Consider the following 14,757-nt stretch of genomic DNA (forward strand, 5'->3'; position numbering starts at 1 on the left):
GTCACAGGCCCGGGCCCTTGATCCGGATTTCGGACGGCGCAGCTTCGGCAAACCGGGTCTTGTCGTTCTCGCCGGAATAGGGACCTTGCTTGATCTCGAACATCTCGAGCGGCTCAAGCACGTGGAAGCCGTGGGCGCCGCTGCAGAGCAGGATGATGTCGCCGGCACCGAGCACGCGGCTTTCGAGATATTTTTCCTCGACGGTGTAGAAGTCGACCTGGAGCTTGCCCTTCTGGATCAGCAGGACTTCCTGGGTGTAGTGCACCTCCCGCGTCACCTTGTTGTGGCGATGCGGCTCGATGCTCTTGCCTTGCGGATGGCTCATATAGGCGAGCTGCTGCGACAGTTCCGGCGACGAGAAGAAATGGATACCCGGCTCGCGGAACGAGGCGCGCACGATGATCGCGTAGAGCTGGTCGCCGAATCGAACATGTTCGACGTGTTCCATCCTGGGCCTCGACAAAAAGCGATGTAATTAGAGTGAGATAGCTGTCCCGTCGCGCACTTTGGCCATTTTGGCCGAGACCGTCAAGGGCGGACGGAGCGCAACAATCGTTATGCCCGCTGGCGGGGATTTAGCCGGCGAAAGCCAGGATCTCTTCGACACGCCGGCGGAAGGTATGGGCCGCAAAGGTCCTGGCCTGCCCCGCCTTTGCAATGGACAGGCGCGTCGCGTCGTCGGCGAGATGGCGTTCGATCAGCGCAAGGCAGTCCTCGACCGAACGCCACGCGACGACCTCGCGGTCCGGGGTGAACAGCGTGTGCAGATTGTCCTTGAAGTCGGTGAGCAGGAAAGCTCCGACGCCGGTCGCCTCGAACAGGCGCGCGTTGCCGGCTTCGCGGCCAGCCATGTCGATGTGCGAATTGAGCGTGACGCGCGAGGCGCGCAGCGCCTGGTACATCTCCTCGCCCCAGACCTCGCCCTGGTAGCAGCGGTGCAGCGGCGAGGAGGCGGGAAGGGTGTGCAGGCCGCTGCCGAACAGTTTGAGATCGTAGCGCCGCGCCACCGCCTCGAGCTGCGCGACGCGGAGCTGGTGATCCGCCGAGACCGCGCCGACGAAAGTGACGTCGAAGCTGTGCGACGGCGCCGGAGGCAGCACGTCGAGGATTCCCGGCTCGAACGCGAGATGGACGACTTCGGCGCGCGCGCCGTGCGCGCGGAAGAAATCCACGACGGCCGCCATCTGCGAGATCATGAGGTCGTAGACCGACCAGTCCTGGCCACGCGACGGCGAGATGCCGACCTGGCCGATCAGGATCGGGCGGCCGATTTGCTTGATCCGGCGCGCAAGGCGCGTGTCGACGTGAAACAGATCCTGGTTGAGGACGAGATCGGGTTTGAAGTCCTCGATCTGCGCCAGCAGGATGTTTTCGGCTTCCGCGTCGAGACGCGGGCTGAGGCCGACCCTGCGTGCGAGCGGCCGCAGCACCGGCTTGAACGGTGCGACCGCGCGTTGCAGCCAGCCGGGAACGGCATCGCGCGCGGCCGGCGCGCCGGGCGGCGGCGGCTCAGTGACGGCAAGGCCATGCTCGCGTGCCCAGGCTGCCCGCATCCAGGGATTGTTGACATGGATGTCGGCGGCGACGTGCCCGAGGCCGGCGAAATTGCGCGAGTAGAAATCGGCGACGCCGAACAGGCTGGCGTTCCGGGCTGCCATCTGGGCTGCATAAGGCTCGTTCTCGAGACCAGGCCGGCGCCGGTAGAGCCAGGAGAGGAAACGCGGATAGTCGGCGTTGAGGATCAGGATGCGCACGGCGTCACGGTTTCGGTTCGAACAGGCTGCGGGGCATCACGTACCAGAGCAGGAACAGGATCGCGGTGCCGTGGGTGAGCATGGCGACCGAGAGCGGCACGTTGAGCAGGACGTGCGGCAGAACGCCTGACGACATCAGGACGAAGCGGGGCGGTAGCCCTGCGGAGGCGCGGTTGCCGAGTGCCAGCACGAGGCCTGCCGCGAGCGCGGTCAGCGGTGCGAGCCAGGGACCGACGGACGCGACCCCTTCCGTCGCGAACAGCGACGCATTCAGATTGCCGAAGTCGTAGGTGTTCTGCATCACCACTGCGAGCGGCTCCTCGTAAGGACAATGCATCAGCGGCTTGAGAACGGAAATCTGGCAAAACCACGTCAGCGGATGGCTCGCGAAGAAATGATTGTAGATGTCGAGGGCGCCCGACGCGGTTGCGATCATCCGGATGTTGACGATGTCGAAATATCTGCCGGGAATGCTTCTCAGACTTGCCTCTGTCACCCAGATCACGAGCAGCCCAATCAGCATCGGGCCGAAAATCGATGCGATGACCGATGTTCGTGCCGTCAGAAACCGCGACAGCACGGCCACCGCGATCAACCAGGCCGGCGTGAAGAACGCGAACTTGGTCAGCGTGATGGGATAGAACAATAGCAGCAGGATCAGGACCAGGCCGGCGCGCCAGTCATAGCCGAGCAGCCAGTAGCAGGCGAAGGCGAAGGGCAGCAGTGTGCTGGAGACCCAGCCGATGAGATAGCGCAGCGGTCCTGGAAAATCGAGGCTGTCACGGTAGTCATAGATGTTTGCGATCGAGACCAACCTGAAATGGTAGGTCGCGGCCACCGCAATGACGGCCACAGAAATCGCCAGAATGAAGGTGAGCAGCTGCTCGAAGCGGTCTTTGGACAGGATCACCAATGGCCGCAGCGGCGCCCTGATGAACAGCACGGGCATCAGGAACAGCAGCAGCGACACCGCCGCCGAAACCCCGGCGAGCAGATGCGGATAGCTGTACTCGGAGAAAACGTCGATCCACAGGAAGCCCAGGATCATCGTGTAGAAATAGTATCCGACGAAATAACCGAAGCAGAAGCGGGCGGAGGCGAACAGCAGCGAGACGACGGAGAAACCGATCGCAACGATGACCGCGATCCACAAGCGCCTGGGGTTGAAGTCGATGGAGAGCTGGAAGGTCGCGACCTCGATCAGCGACAGGCAGGTGACGGCGCTGTGCAGCAGCACCAACTTCGTCAGCGCGCCTTTCGAGTCCAGGCGGGCCCGCAAATCGCTGATGCTGCCGGACGGTTCGCTCATGGCGGACAGGCTCGCTGCGGACGATTGAAGTTGCGAGCGGATCAAGCGATTTCGAGCGAATGCTTGAAATAGGCGATGGTCTCCTTCAAGCCGTCCTCGAGCGCGACCTTTGGCTCCCAGTTCAGCGCCGCCTTCGCCTTGGTGAGGTCGGGCTGGCGCTGGCGCGGGTCGTCCTGGGGCAGCGGCTTGAACACCAGCTTGGAGCGCGAGCCCGTGAGCTCGATGACCTTCTCGGCGAGCTCACGGATGGTGAACTCGGAATTGTTGCCGATGTTGATGGGGCCGGTGATGTCCTCGTTCGTCACCATCAGCCGCATGATGGCCTCGACGAGATCGTCGACATAGCAGAACGAGCGGGTCTGCCCGCCGTCGCCGAACACGGTGATCGGCTCGCCCTGGAGCGCCTGGACGATGAAGGACGACACCACGCGGCCGTCATTGGGCTGCATGCGCGGGCCATAGGTGTTGAAGATGCGCGCGACCTTGATCGGCAGGCCGTGCTGGCGCCAATAGTCGAAGAACAGCGTCTCGGCGCAGCGCTTGCCCTCGTCGTAGCAGGAGCGGATGCCGATCGGGTTGACGTTGCCCCAATAATCCTCGGTCTGGGGATGGATCAGCGGGTCGCCATAGACCTCGCTGGTCGAGGCCTGGAAGATGCGGGCCTTCAGCCGCTTGGCAAGGCCCAGCATGTTGATGGCGCCGTGCACCGAGGTCTTGGTGGTCTGTACGGGGTCGCGCTGGTAGTGGATCGGCGAGGCCGGGCAGGCCAGGTTGAAGATCGCGTCGACCTCGATGTAGAGCGGGAAGGTGACGTCGTGCCTGACCGCCTCGAACAGCGGATTTGCGATCAGGTGGGCGATGTTGCGCCGGCTGCCGGTGAAATAATTGTCCGCGGAGACCACCTCGGCCCCGGCATCGAGCAGTCGTTCGCAGATGTGCGATCCGATGAAGCCGGCGCCTCCGGTCACGAGGATGCGGCTGTTCTTGTAGCTTTCAAACGGCATGATCGGTTCCAGATTGTCCGGGGCGGGGAGCGGGCTGAGTGGTATCGGCAACGGCCGGACTCGCCAATAGCCAAGTGGGCTTGGAGAGAGGTATTTAATTACCTCTACTGTGCATGGGGTTGTTTTCGCACTTTTTCCAGCCTGGTCCGGGCGATGGGTTTAGAACTCCCGCCGCTTCAACCACGCCCGCGCGCCCCAATGGGCGAAGCACCAGGCCGATCGGACCAGGGAGAGGTGCTCGACATTGCGGTAGATCTGCCAGACCCATTTGGCCGAGCGCACCGGGCGGCTGGAGACCGAGGAGCCCCTGACGCGGTAGCGCGCAAGGTCCTCGTCGAGGCCGTACGCGGTGTGGCCGCGCTTGAGGATCGAGAGCCACAGGCAGAAATCGTCATAGCCCTCGTTCTTCATCACGATGGGACCTGCGATCTCGCGGTCGACCATCGCGGTCAGCGTCGCGATCGCGGTGTTCTTCAGGAGCTGCCCATAGGTGAGCGAGGCCGGCACCTCGATCAGCCGCCCGGTGACCGTGTTGGCCTCGTTGATGCGGCGGAACGCGGTGTAGCTGAGCGCAGCCTTCTTCTCCTTCGCGAAGGCGAGCTGCCGCTCGAGCTTGCCGGGCAGCCACAGATCGTCGCTGTCGAGGAAGGCGAGGTAGCGGCCCTGCGCCCGGTCGATCGCCGCCTGTCGCGCCAGCGCCGGGCCGCCGTTCCTCGCCTGCCGGATCAGCTTGACGCGAGGATCGCGCTCGCCGATCGCGGCGATGATCTCCGGGGTCCGGTCAGTCGAGCAGTCGTCGGCGATCAGGAGCTCCCAATCGGCGAAGGTCTGGCTCTGCACCGAGCGGATCGTTTCCTCGATCAGGCCCCCGACGTTCCAGGATGGTGTGATGATCGAGACGAGCGGCATGGCGGGTCCGTTCAATTCACGCGGGCAGGCTCGGCGATTGCGGCGCGCAGGGAGGCCGCAAACGTATCGAGCAGCTTGGGATCGCTGATGTAGAGCTCGCCCGGGAACGACCGGCGCCAGGCCGACTCGAAATAGGGCGCGCCCCTGGCTGGCTCGAACGGGCCGGCGGAGAGCGCCTCGCGCAGCCGCGCGGGCACGTCCGCCAGCCGGTCGGCCGCGTAGACCAGCGGGCAGGAGCGGTAGAACGCATCGCCCATCACCACGACCGGCTTGCCGAGCAGCAATGCTTCGGCGCCCGACTTGCTGTTGACGGAGATGATCGCATCGGCGCGGTTGAGCACGGTGTAATTGTTGGTCTGCGGCGGCAACAGCACGAAATTGTCGAACCGGCGCTCCAGCTCGAACAGGCGGTCGGCCGAGATCGCGCCGATCTGGGCGGGGTGTTCCTTGACCACCAGCACATGCGAATCCGGGATCGTCCGCAGCAGGAAGTCGACGGTCGCGACCTGGTCGAGATAGTCGGGCGAGCGCAGCGTCAGCGCCATGTCGGCCGGAACGTGGAATGGATAGTAGACGAAGGGCGCGTCCGGAATCGGCTTGTAGAGCCTGCGCAGCCGCGTCGCGTTGAGCACCATCGCGGCGTGCACGCGGGCGTGGCGCAGATTGTGCCCGAACTCCTGATGCTTGCCGAGCGCGAACTGGTCCCACAGCTTCTCGGTGAGGCGGCGGGCGTTGCGCAGGTTCACGACCTTCTTGAAGGCCGCCGAATAATGGTGCTGATCCTTCTTGGGGATGACGATCGCGCGATGTGTCAGCGTGTCGTCCAGATAGGCCCGCACCTCGGGGGATGTCGTATCCGCCGGCGTCCGCATCACGTCGGGCGCGGCGAGGCTGTCGGGCGTAAAGTACATCCGGCCGCGAAAGAACGACGGCTCGATGAACCAGTTGCGGATGTTGCGACGCCTGGCGGCGTAGAAGCTCGCGATGACGGAGAGAAAGCCGCCCAGCTCCTGGACCAGCTCGACGGACTTGCCCTGCGCTTCCAGGCGATCGAGCAGCGCCTCCATGGCATTGGCATAGATCATGAAGCGCCGGCGCAACGCGGCAGTATCCCTGATACCGAAAGTAAAGCGCTCATGGCTGAACAGGAAATTGGTCCCGTCGAGCCCGTATGCCGCGACGCGCGCATCGAACGCGCTTCGATCGTCGGGCGAGGGGCCGGCCTTGAGGCCCTCGCGATACATGTTGGTGACGGGCACGCCTTCGGCCGCCGACATCTCGGCGCTGCGGTCGTCGAAGGCGAGCAACTCGACATCCAGGCCCGCCGCGCGCAGCCGCTGTGCGACCGGAATCCAGAACCGGGTCTGGTATTCGGCAAGCGTGGTGATGAGAATGGTCTTTGCGGGTGTGGCCATGAGTCTATCGGGAGGGTTCGACGGCGATGCTCGCGAGCGGCAGGCCCGTGGTCGCGCAGTGCGCGCGTCTTGCCGTGAATTGCGCCGGGCCGGCGCGATCATGGGTCGCGATACGCTGAAGCAGGGTGTTGACGAAGATCGGCTCGATCCGCTTGTCGCGCCGGGCCGGATTGAACCGGCTGCGCAGCCGTTCCGTGACGGCCGATCCGAGCATGGCGCTCGCGGCGCCCTTGACGACCTGGCCGACGCTCGGCCTGTCGCGCGTGCCCTTCACGGTCGCCAGCAACGAGACATAGGGCCGGTGCGAGCCTGCGGTGCGTGTCAGGACATCGGCGACGCGTTCGGCGGCTTGTCCGTCGTTGAGATGGAAGAAAGCCTCGATATCGGCGGCGTGAACGCGTGCGAAATCGAACGTCGCGGTCTCGCTGTCGATGCGATCGATCGCGCCGAGCAATTCCTCGAACGAGGCGACCGACCGGCTCACGCGTGCGGGCAGTGCGGCGTGCCCGGCGGTCGTCGGCGTGTTCAGGTAGTCGAGCTGGAACGGAAGCTTTCCGAGCAGGACCGATTCGACGGCCGTGCCGCAGTTGAGGTGAACGACCGCGGCCGCGTTGCGGATGCGGTCGAGCACGCTGCCAGTGCCGTCGACTACCACGTTGGGATGGCGCGAGAGCGCGTTGCGATAGACGTCCTCGCTCTCGAAGGGATGCGGACGCACGAGGATGTTGCGGTCGGGCCGCGCCGCGGCGAGCCGGTCGATCTCGGCGAGATAGTTGCTGAAGACCTGCTTCAGATCCGCGATGAAGCGGTCGACATAGGCGCCGTCCCAGCCGGCCCGTACCATCGCCTCGCGCTCGCCGCCCGGCTTGCCGGTGAAGCGTGAATTGACCAGCGGGAAGTTGGCGTTGACGAGCAGATAGCCGCGCGGCTCGCCGTCAAGCAGCGCGCGCCAGCACGGGGCCGCAAAGTCGAAGCGCGGGCATCCGGTGAGGTGAAGCTGCTCCGGCTTCATGGTTCCGGCCGCCACGAAGGCGTCGTGGAGCCGGCTGCCCCAGAAGAAATAGCCGGCCAGAATGTCGGCGTAGCCACTTTGCTTGATGTGCGCGGCCATCGCCGGCGGCGAGTTGCCACCCTTCTCCGCGAGCACGCCGCCTTCGGTGTCGAGCACGTACAGCGCGAGGCCGGCCTTGGCGAAGCTGCGCATCAAGTCGAGATTGACCGGGCGCGCGTAGTTGACGACCAGCGCATCGAGCCCGAGCCGCGGGACATCGACTGCCTGCTCGTACATCGGCACCAGCATGACGGAGACGCCACGCCGTGCGAGCTGATAACCGAGCATGACTGCCCCCGGCAGGTCACGCTTGGGGTGATCGACCACCAGGCCTATACGCAAGATGTCAGCTCCCGGCAGGTCCGTGTCAGAGCCGCATCACGGCGCGCTCGAGGTCGGTCAGGGCGCCGGCCGCGCGGAAGCGCGCCGGCGGTTCGGGATAGATGCGCGGCTGCTGGATAAAGGTTGCCGTATAGAGCAGGCGATTGTGATCCGACAGGATTCGGCTTCCCATATGCAGGCAGCGGGCGGTGTTGACGATGAAGGACGACAGACGGGGCGCGATCATCTCCTTGACCGCGTCGGGGCCGGTCTTGGCGAATACCTGTGCGTCGCCCATGTGGCTCTTGATCGTGTTGCGGAACGGCTTCGACGGCCCGGCCGGAATGAAGGTGAACGGACCGTCGGCGGTGTTTTGCACGTCGGTGAGATAGATGAAGAGCTTGCAGACGCGCTTGTCGTCGTGATCGAGATGCCACAATTGAGAGTAGCTCAGCGCCTGATCCGGAGTCGGTTGCGACAGCGTCAGCAGCACGTCCGACAATTGCGGCAGGTCGTGCATGAAATCGCCGATGATGCGCAGCGCAACCGGCTGCAGGGCATACCGCACGAAGGGATGGTCGGTGGCAAAGGCGCCGTTGACGAGGTCCTCGTCCAGCAGGCTGACCCAGAACGACTTGTGACCGAGTTGCTGTTTGCCGGAGAGCTCGTTCAGCCGGCTCACCTTGTTGTCCGCGACGGCGGCGACGGCTTGCGCGAGGCCGTGGTCCATCAGCGAAGATACATCGACGTAGCCGTCCTGGTCGAGCTTCCGGCTTGCCTCGCTCCATTCCGCTTTCGAGGGAAGCTGATTGAGCAGCGCGACGCGCCTGGCCCGTGCGCCCGGTTGCAGAGTTGTCAGGGCCGCTTTGGTGACCCAGCCAAGATCCGTCCGGTTGATGTGCCACAAGAGGCGGCGAAACTGGTTGATCTTCTGCTTCTTCGGGGTAGGTCGTCCGACCGTCGTGTTGATGGCTGTCATGTGGGCTCCCAGCAATACAAAAAACCATCATTGTGGATCGTCGGCGCGAACGGCATCCGTTCACGCGACAGGATGCGGACGCGGCCCTGTCGCTCGTAATCGTCGAGGGTCGAGAACAGCTCCGTCTGGTAGTCGACCGAGCGGATGTAGAGGAAGCTGACGATATCTCGCGGGCTTACGAGATTCAGCAGCTCCGTCGTCGGCTCGATATTGATGACGCGCTTCGGCTTCGCCGCGATGATGTTGTCCACCACCTTGCGCACGTCATAAGGAATCTGCTCGATGCAGAAGTAGGTGAAGACGACCTGATCCCTGATCGCGGAATAGCTCGGGTCGCCGCCATCGGTCAGGTCGATCCTGTCGAGCGAAATCCGGTCCGACAGGCCAAAATGCGCGGCGATCTCCCGGCCCGCGGCAACCCCGTTCGGCGCGATGTCGAATCCGTGCAGCCTCCAGTCGGGATGATGGAGGTGAAGCGCCAGTAGATTGTAGCCGTAGCCGGCGCCGAGCTCGACGATCTCCGTGGTGCCGCCGGCGTGCCGCGTGAGCAACTCGCCGAGCGCTCTGGCGCGGTAGCGGTAGTAGTCGTCGGCCGCAATCCTGCAAATCCGATTGTCGACCTTGCGCAGACCCAGCGCGGGATTCTTCGGGACCAGGAAATCGCTGACGCTCGCGGCCGTCGTCCAGGACTTTGCCGACAGCATCCGCTGCCAATGCGTGAGATTGTACTCGGAGTTCACGACGTCGACGGTACGCTTCACACGGCGCATTGCGAGTCGGCCGATGCTCCTTGCCGCATCGAGCGCGTAGGTCGTTGCTCGATCCGGCAGCGATGCCGGAGCGAAATCAGCGACGACGGTGTTCCGGACTGTGGCGTGGGTGTTCATTCAGTTGCTTTTGGATGTCAGTCCCATCAATTGTCCGACCGCTGGAAATACAGTCCGGTGCCGCTTCTCGAGGACCAGGAAGTATTGGAGCACCCAGGTGATCAGACAGAAAACCATGGAACCGAGGGCGAGCTTTAGCACGCTGTCGAACCGAATGTAACCTGCAATTGTTGCTAGAAAAATGCTTGCCAGAACAAGGATTGCGAACTGGGTTCCGACAACCTTCGTGAAGCGATTGCGGTCGAGTTCGAGTGCGCTGCGCAACTCCGCAACCTGCCAGGGGAGGATGGCAATGCACCCGACAACCTGACCGAGAATCAGGGCGCGTTCCGCGAAGAGATGCAATGTCGCGGCGGAGACTGCCGCCCAGATCAAAAGCTGAACGGCCATCAGCCTGTTGAGCCGGGCCTGCACCTCGGGCCGCGTCAGGAAGATGAGGCTGCCGATCGCCACGTATTGCGCGCAGATCGGGACCAGGAAGCTCAGGCCCATCCAGAATGCGTAGGGGGCAAGAAGAGAGCCGATCCAGATGTTCATGATTTCGGGCGACAGGATCGCGGTCGCGGCAAGCGGCGGCACCACGAACATCGGCATCATGACGAGGCCGAGATCGCCGAGACGCTGGAACGACGTCGCGCTGCCGCGCTCATCGAGGCGGCTGGCGACGGGAAGCAAGGCGGATGTCAGAATGCTGACAACGACTTTGGAGACCCGCGACAATCGCACCAGCGCGTCGTAGGTGCCGACGGCCTTCGGCCCGAACAACAGGCCGATCAGAAACGGTTGAAGGGGGCCGGCGATGCCCCCCATCAGTTTGCCTTGCAGGAGCAGCAGGCATCGATGCAAAATATCCCGCCGGACGTCAGGGGTCCACGGCAGCAATCGCACGTGCTTGTGCCGCAGGGCGACGTACGCGGCAATCCCGATGACGACGGCGCGGGCCGCGAGCGTGGCGAGATAGAGGTAAGCGACCACTTCAAAACCCGCTGCCGCCCACGAGGCCGCGAATGTCAGACCGACATAAGCCGCCGTGGACGTGACCTCTGCGACGCGGAGCAGGTTGTAGCGCTCGAAGCCCTTGACGATACCTTCCCACACCAGTGCCGGAACGAAGATCAGATTCGCGAGCGCGGTGTAGTGCATGATCCGGGTGAACGTCTCCAGATGCGTGGAATCGACCTTCATCACGATGACGAGCATCGGCGTTGCGAACCAGATCGCGGCGCTCACGATCAAGGTCAGGGCGGTGGAGACCATCCCCAGAAAGGCGATCTGGCGGCTTGCCTGGGCCCAATTACGGTGCTCTCTCGCGCGCGCGACGACCTGTGTGGCGACCTCGGACAGACCAAGGTCCAGCACCGCCATCATGCCGCTGGGCAGCAGCAGCCGCGAGATGACGATGAGGCCGAACTCGGTCACGCCCCAGGTCTGGATGATCAGTGGAATGACCAGCAGGCCCAGCAAGGCGGCCACGCCGAAGGCAACCGCCGAAATCACCGTATTGTGGATCAGGCGCTTGATCATTGCTGTTTTGCTACCAGGCGCTCAGTCCGCCGTCGACCGCGATGTTCTGGCCCGTCACGTAGGATGCAGCATCCGACACCAGAAACAGCATCGTTCCCACCATCTCGTCAGCACGGGCCATGCGGCCGAGCGGAATCCGGGCGGCGTAACGCTGCTTGAAGGTTTCGTTCTGTCCGCTCTCGACCCCGCCCGGGGTGAGCGTGTTGACGCGAACGCCCTTCGCTGCCCAGTAGGTCGCAAGGTGCTTTGTCAGGCCGATGACGCCGGCCTTGGACGCCGTGTAGACCGCGGGCGTATTGATGGCACGGCCAAGGTATTCGGAGCCTTCATAGATGCGCTGGTCGGGGGCCATCAATCCGTAAATCGAGGCAGTCTGCACGATGGCGCCGTAGCCGCGCTCGGCCATTCGGCCGCCGAACACCTGCGCCACGTTGAACATGCCGTCGAGATTGACCGCCATGATCTCCCGCCAGGTGTCCTGCGAGAATTTCTCGACCGGAGCGAAGAAGGCGTCGACATCGCGGGTCTTGCTGGCGGCGTTGTTGAGCAGGATCGAGACCGGTCCGAGGTCGGCCTCGATCGCATCGGCGGTGCCGCGCACGGCGCTGGGCTCGGTGATATCGCAGCCATAGCCTCTGGCGCGGACGGCGTGGCGTGAGGTGAGGTCGGCTGCCGCCGCATCGGTCGCAGCCTGATCGAGATCGACGATCGCGACATTGGCGCCGAACTCGGCGAGGCCTTCGGCAAAGCGCCGTCCGAGAATGCCGCACCCGCCGGTGATGACGGCCGTGCGGCCGGTCAGATCGAACAGAGCCTTGAAGCTCGTGGTCATCGCTTGGGCCTCCTCAGGCCGGCATTCGTTGGCGCAGCAACAGTTCGACCAGCGCAAAATCGAGATCGGAATCGATGTCGATCGAACGCTCCTCGGGCATCTCGAACAGACGCGTGTCCGGATAGAAGACCGCGGGCTGCTCCAGGAATGACGCGACGCGCCAGACATAGATCGACGCGTTCATGTCGAAGCAGCGCGGCGCATCCTGCCGGCGCGTGATCGGGGGATCGGCGGATTTGGAAAGACCGACGCTGCCGTCGGTACGCTGCTCGACCAGGTTGAAATAGGGTGAACGCCGCGCCGGCGCGCCGGTGATGACGTTGGGGGCTCCGGACTGATGCAGCAGATCGACAGCGCCGGTGATGTCGGAGGAAAGCCTGAGCGGCGAGGTGACGTCGAGATCGACGAAGATATCGGGCGTCCGGCCCGTTCGCACGATGGCCTGCTCGAGACAATGGCGGATGGCCGGCAGTTTCGGCGCGGTGTCGGTCGCCATCTCGTCCGGACGCTTGACCGCAATGTCGGCGCCGGCCTTCAACGCCGCCTCGAGCAAAGCGTCCGAATCGCTGCTGAAGGCGATCGCATCGAACAGGCCGGTCTCGCGCGCCTGCGCGATGCTCCAGGCGAGCACGGGCTTGCCGAGGAGATCGCGCGCATTCTTGCCGACGACCCCTTGCGAGCCCCCCCGCGCGCAGATCGTGCAAAGCAGACTCATGGCGATATCCAGGTCTTGGTTCGCAGCGCGCGCTCGCTGGCGTCGATCAGATGGACGACGCCGAGTGCCTCAGGCAGAGAGCAGACCGGTCTCGCGCCCCGCATCGCCGCGACATGCATGTCGCGATAGCTCTGGTCACGCTCGCTGGCAAAATCCGTTGCCTTGCCATTGACGGTGAGGCGGCTGCCGACGAGATCGGCCTCGATGGTGTCATCGTCGACATTGACGCGAATGCGGCGGATGCCCTGGCGATCGAGATAGTCCATGTGCACGTGGACCGACGGCGCCCGCTGCATATCGAGCAGCAGGTCGAGATGATCGTCGACGTCGATGTCGCGCGCGCCGGACGCACCGCCGAGGGCCGCGACACGATGCCACGGCCCGAACAGCCACAGCAGATAATCCAGCTCGTGGCTGAGATCCCTCAGGACGCCGCCGCCGGCGTCAACCGTCGCGGATGCGGTCGTGCGATGGTCTCGGCCGGGCCGCCAGTCCCTGATGTCCTGGCCGACATAGGCGGCGACCGTGATCACCTCGCGGCCGTGCAATCTTTCGACGAGAGCCGTCATGACCGGATGGAAGCGAAGATTATATCCGACGCTGACATGGGCGAACGGATATTTCGGCGGAGCCGCCGGTGTCGCGAACAGCGGCTTCTCGACCAGCACTGCGCCGTGGAAGCCGGCCTGCGCGAGCTCTTGCAGGTCGTCGGCATGGCGCGCGGTCTCGGTGGCAATCACCGCGTAGTCCGGATGCGTGCCCGCGACGGCCTGCGCTATCGACCCATAGTCGCCACCATCACGGCGGCTCACGGTTGCGACCTGAAGGCCGAGCTGGCGCAGGATCCGCGCATGCCTTGTGCCGATCGAGCCGAGGCCGATCACGACGGCGGTTGTCGAGGTCACGGGAAGACCTCGTGAAACTCCGCATGCGCCTGCTCGAAATCCTCCAGGCGGCCGATGTCGAGCCAGTATTCGCGGATCGGATAGACGGCGACGCGTCCCCGGCCGGCGATCACGCGCTCCAGCACGGTCGGCATGTCGATGCTGACGCCGGGTGCGACATGGCCGAAGACGGAGCTTCCGATCACATAAATACCAGCGCTGACGAACCAGCTCTCGGTGGGCTTCTCGCGAATGGTTTGGAGAAATCCGTCCGAGGTGGAAACCACGCCATACGGGACGTGCACCTTGTGCTCGCGAACGGCCATCGTCGCTTCCGCCGGCGTTCCGTTGTGGAAGTCGAGAAGCGCTCCGTAATTGATCGTGGTGAGGATGTCGCCATTGGTGACGATCATCGGCAGATCCGGCGGGGTCGGGAAGAGCCCGAGCGCGCCGGCGGTGCCCAGGCGTTCCGTCTCGTGCACGTACTGGATATTGGCGCCGAAGGCGGCACCGTCGCCGAAATAGTCCTTGATCGTCTCGGCCTTGTAATTGACCGAGATGTAGATGTTGCGAAAACCGTGCTGCACCACGTTGCGGACGATCGTCTCGAGCAGCGGCCGGCCACCGACATTGAGCATGGGCTTCGGGACGTCGCGCGTCAGCGCGCCCAGGCGCTCGCCGAGGCCGCCCGCCATGATCAATACCGGATTTGCGTATTGGCGCGGCTCGAGCAATTCATCGAGCGTCTCGACCACGACCAGATGGCCGCCTTCGTCGACAAGCGGGAGCTGCTTGATCGACTTCTGCCGCATCAAATGCAGGCGGTCGTCGCGCGACAGCGTCGCAGGCGCCGACACCGGTGCGCGGTTCATGATGTCCGTCGCGAGCCCGGTGAGCGGAATGCCGCGCAGCAGCCCGCGCCTGACGTCGCCATCGGTGACCACGCCGAGCAGGCGGTTCTGGTCGTCGAGCACCAGCGCAATCTGGATGCTGCCGCTCTCGATCGCGGCGATGGCATCGCCCACGGTCGCCTGCGTTCCGACGACGGCTTTACGCCAGGATTTCATGGCAATCTGCCTCGTATACGCCAGATATCGGGGGCGGCCCACGGCTGAGCCTGCTATATCGCGGCTGCGAGAGGCGCCGTCAACCCCGGCGTTTCGTGGGCCGAAT

The 14,757-nt window shown here is 64.3% G+C and carries 14 protein-coding genes; all 14 read right to left on the reverse strand.

The window, feature by feature from the left end:
* Nucleotide 1: 1 nt before the first annotated feature.
* The 14 genes from AC1RUR_RS12560 to AC1RUR_RS12625 all read right to left on the reverse strand — a co-directional run bounded on the left by AC1RUR_RS12560 (nucleotide 2) and on the right by AC1RUR_RS12625 (nucleotide 14,651).
* Complete coding sequence (locus AC1RUR_RS12560) at nucleotides 2-448, reverse strand: cupin domain-containing protein (protein WP_492844306.1); 447 nt, start codon at nucleotides 446-448, stop codon at nucleotides 2-4.
* A gap of 127 nt (nucleotides 449-575) precedes the next feature.
* The gene (locus AC1RUR_RS12565; protein WP_492844308.1) at nucleotides 576-1,754 is read right to left on the reverse strand and encodes a CgeB family protein; all 1,179 of its coding nucleotides are present in this window, start codon (nucleotides 1,752-1,754) and stop codon (nucleotides 576-578) included.
* Between the two features lie 4 nt (nucleotides 1,755-1,758).
* A complete protein-coding gene (locus tag AC1RUR_RS12570) occupies nucleotides 1,759-3,063 on the reverse strand; it encodes a hypothetical protein (RefSeq protein ID WP_492844310.1) in 1,305 nt (434 codons plus the stop codon).
* A 41-nt stretch (nucleotides 3,064-3,104) separates the two neighbouring features.
* Nucleotides 3,105-4,067: a UDP-glucuronic acid decarboxylase family protein gene (locus AC1RUR_RS12575; protein ID WP_492844312.1), complete on the reverse strand. Its 963-nt coding sequence runs from the start codon at nucleotides 4,065-4,067 to the stop codon at nucleotides 3,105-3,107.
* A 159-nt stretch (nucleotides 4,068-4,226) separates the two neighbouring features.
* A complete protein-coding gene (locus tag AC1RUR_RS12580; RefSeq protein WP_492844314.1) occupies nucleotides 4,227-4,976 on the reverse strand; it encodes a glycosyltransferase family 2 protein in 750 nt (249 codons plus the stop codon).
* An 11-nt stretch (nucleotides 4,977-4,987) separates the two neighbouring features.
* Nucleotides 4,988-6,391, reverse strand: a complete 1,404-nt coding sequence (locus AC1RUR_RS12585; protein WP_492844316.1) for a capsular polysaccharide export protein, LipB/KpsS family — start codon at nucleotides 6,389-6,391, stop codon at nucleotides 4,988-4,990.
* 4 nt (nucleotides 6,392-6,395) lie between these two features.
* Nucleotides 6,396-7,784, reverse strand: coding sequence for a surface carbohydrate biosynthesis protein (locus AC1RUR_RS12590; protein WP_492844318.1), 1,389 nt, complete (start codon nucleotides 7,782-7,784; stop codon nucleotides 6,396-6,398).
* Between the two features lie 25 nt (nucleotides 7,785-7,809).
* A complete protein-coding gene (locus tag AC1RUR_RS12595; RefSeq protein ID WP_492844320.1) occupies nucleotides 7,810-8,742 on the reverse strand; it encodes a hypothetical protein in 933 nt (310 codons plus the stop codon).
* Nucleotides 8,739-9,629: a class I SAM-dependent methyltransferase gene (locus AC1RUR_RS12600; protein WP_492844322.1), complete on the reverse strand. Its 891-nt coding sequence runs from the start codon at nucleotides 9,627-9,629 to the stop codon at nucleotides 8,739-8,741. The genes AC1RUR_RS12595 and AC1RUR_RS12600 overlap by 4 nt, the downstream gene beginning before the upstream one ends.
* Nucleotides 9,630-11,153 (reverse strand): oligosaccharide flippase family protein, encoded by a 1,524-nt coding sequence (locus tag AC1RUR_RS12605; protein ID WP_492844324.1) that lies wholly within the window; start codon nucleotides 11,151-11,153, stop codon nucleotides 9,630-9,632.
* Between the two features lie 10 nt (nucleotides 11,154-11,163).
* A complete protein-coding gene (locus tag AC1RUR_RS12610; RefSeq protein ID WP_492844326.1) occupies nucleotides 11,164-11,985 on the reverse strand; it encodes an SDR family oxidoreductase in 822 nt (273 codons plus the stop codon).
* Between the two features lie 13 nt (nucleotides 11,986-11,998).
* A complete protein-coding gene (locus AC1RUR_RS12615; RefSeq protein ID WP_492844328.1) occupies nucleotides 11,999-12,700 on the reverse strand; it encodes an acylneuraminate cytidylyltransferase family protein in 702 nt (233 codons plus the stop codon).
* Nucleotides 12,697-13,605, reverse strand: coding sequence for a Gfo/Idh/MocA family protein (locus AC1RUR_RS12620; RefSeq protein ID WP_492844330.1), 909 nt, complete (start codon nucleotides 13,603-13,605; stop codon nucleotides 12,697-12,699). Before AC1RUR_RS12620 ends, AC1RUR_RS12615 begins: the two co-directional genes overlap by 4 nt.
* Entirely contained in the window at nucleotides 13,602-14,651 is a 1,050-nt protein-coding gene (locus tag AC1RUR_RS12625) for a nucleotidyltransferase family protein (protein ID WP_492844332.1), read from the reverse strand. The genes AC1RUR_RS12620 and AC1RUR_RS12625 overlap by 4 nt, the downstream gene beginning before the upstream one ends.
* Between the last annotated feature and the right edge of the window lie 106 nt (nucleotides 14,652-14,757).

The organism is Bradyrhizobium sp. GW821-FHT12B03 (genome assembly GCF_058807535.1).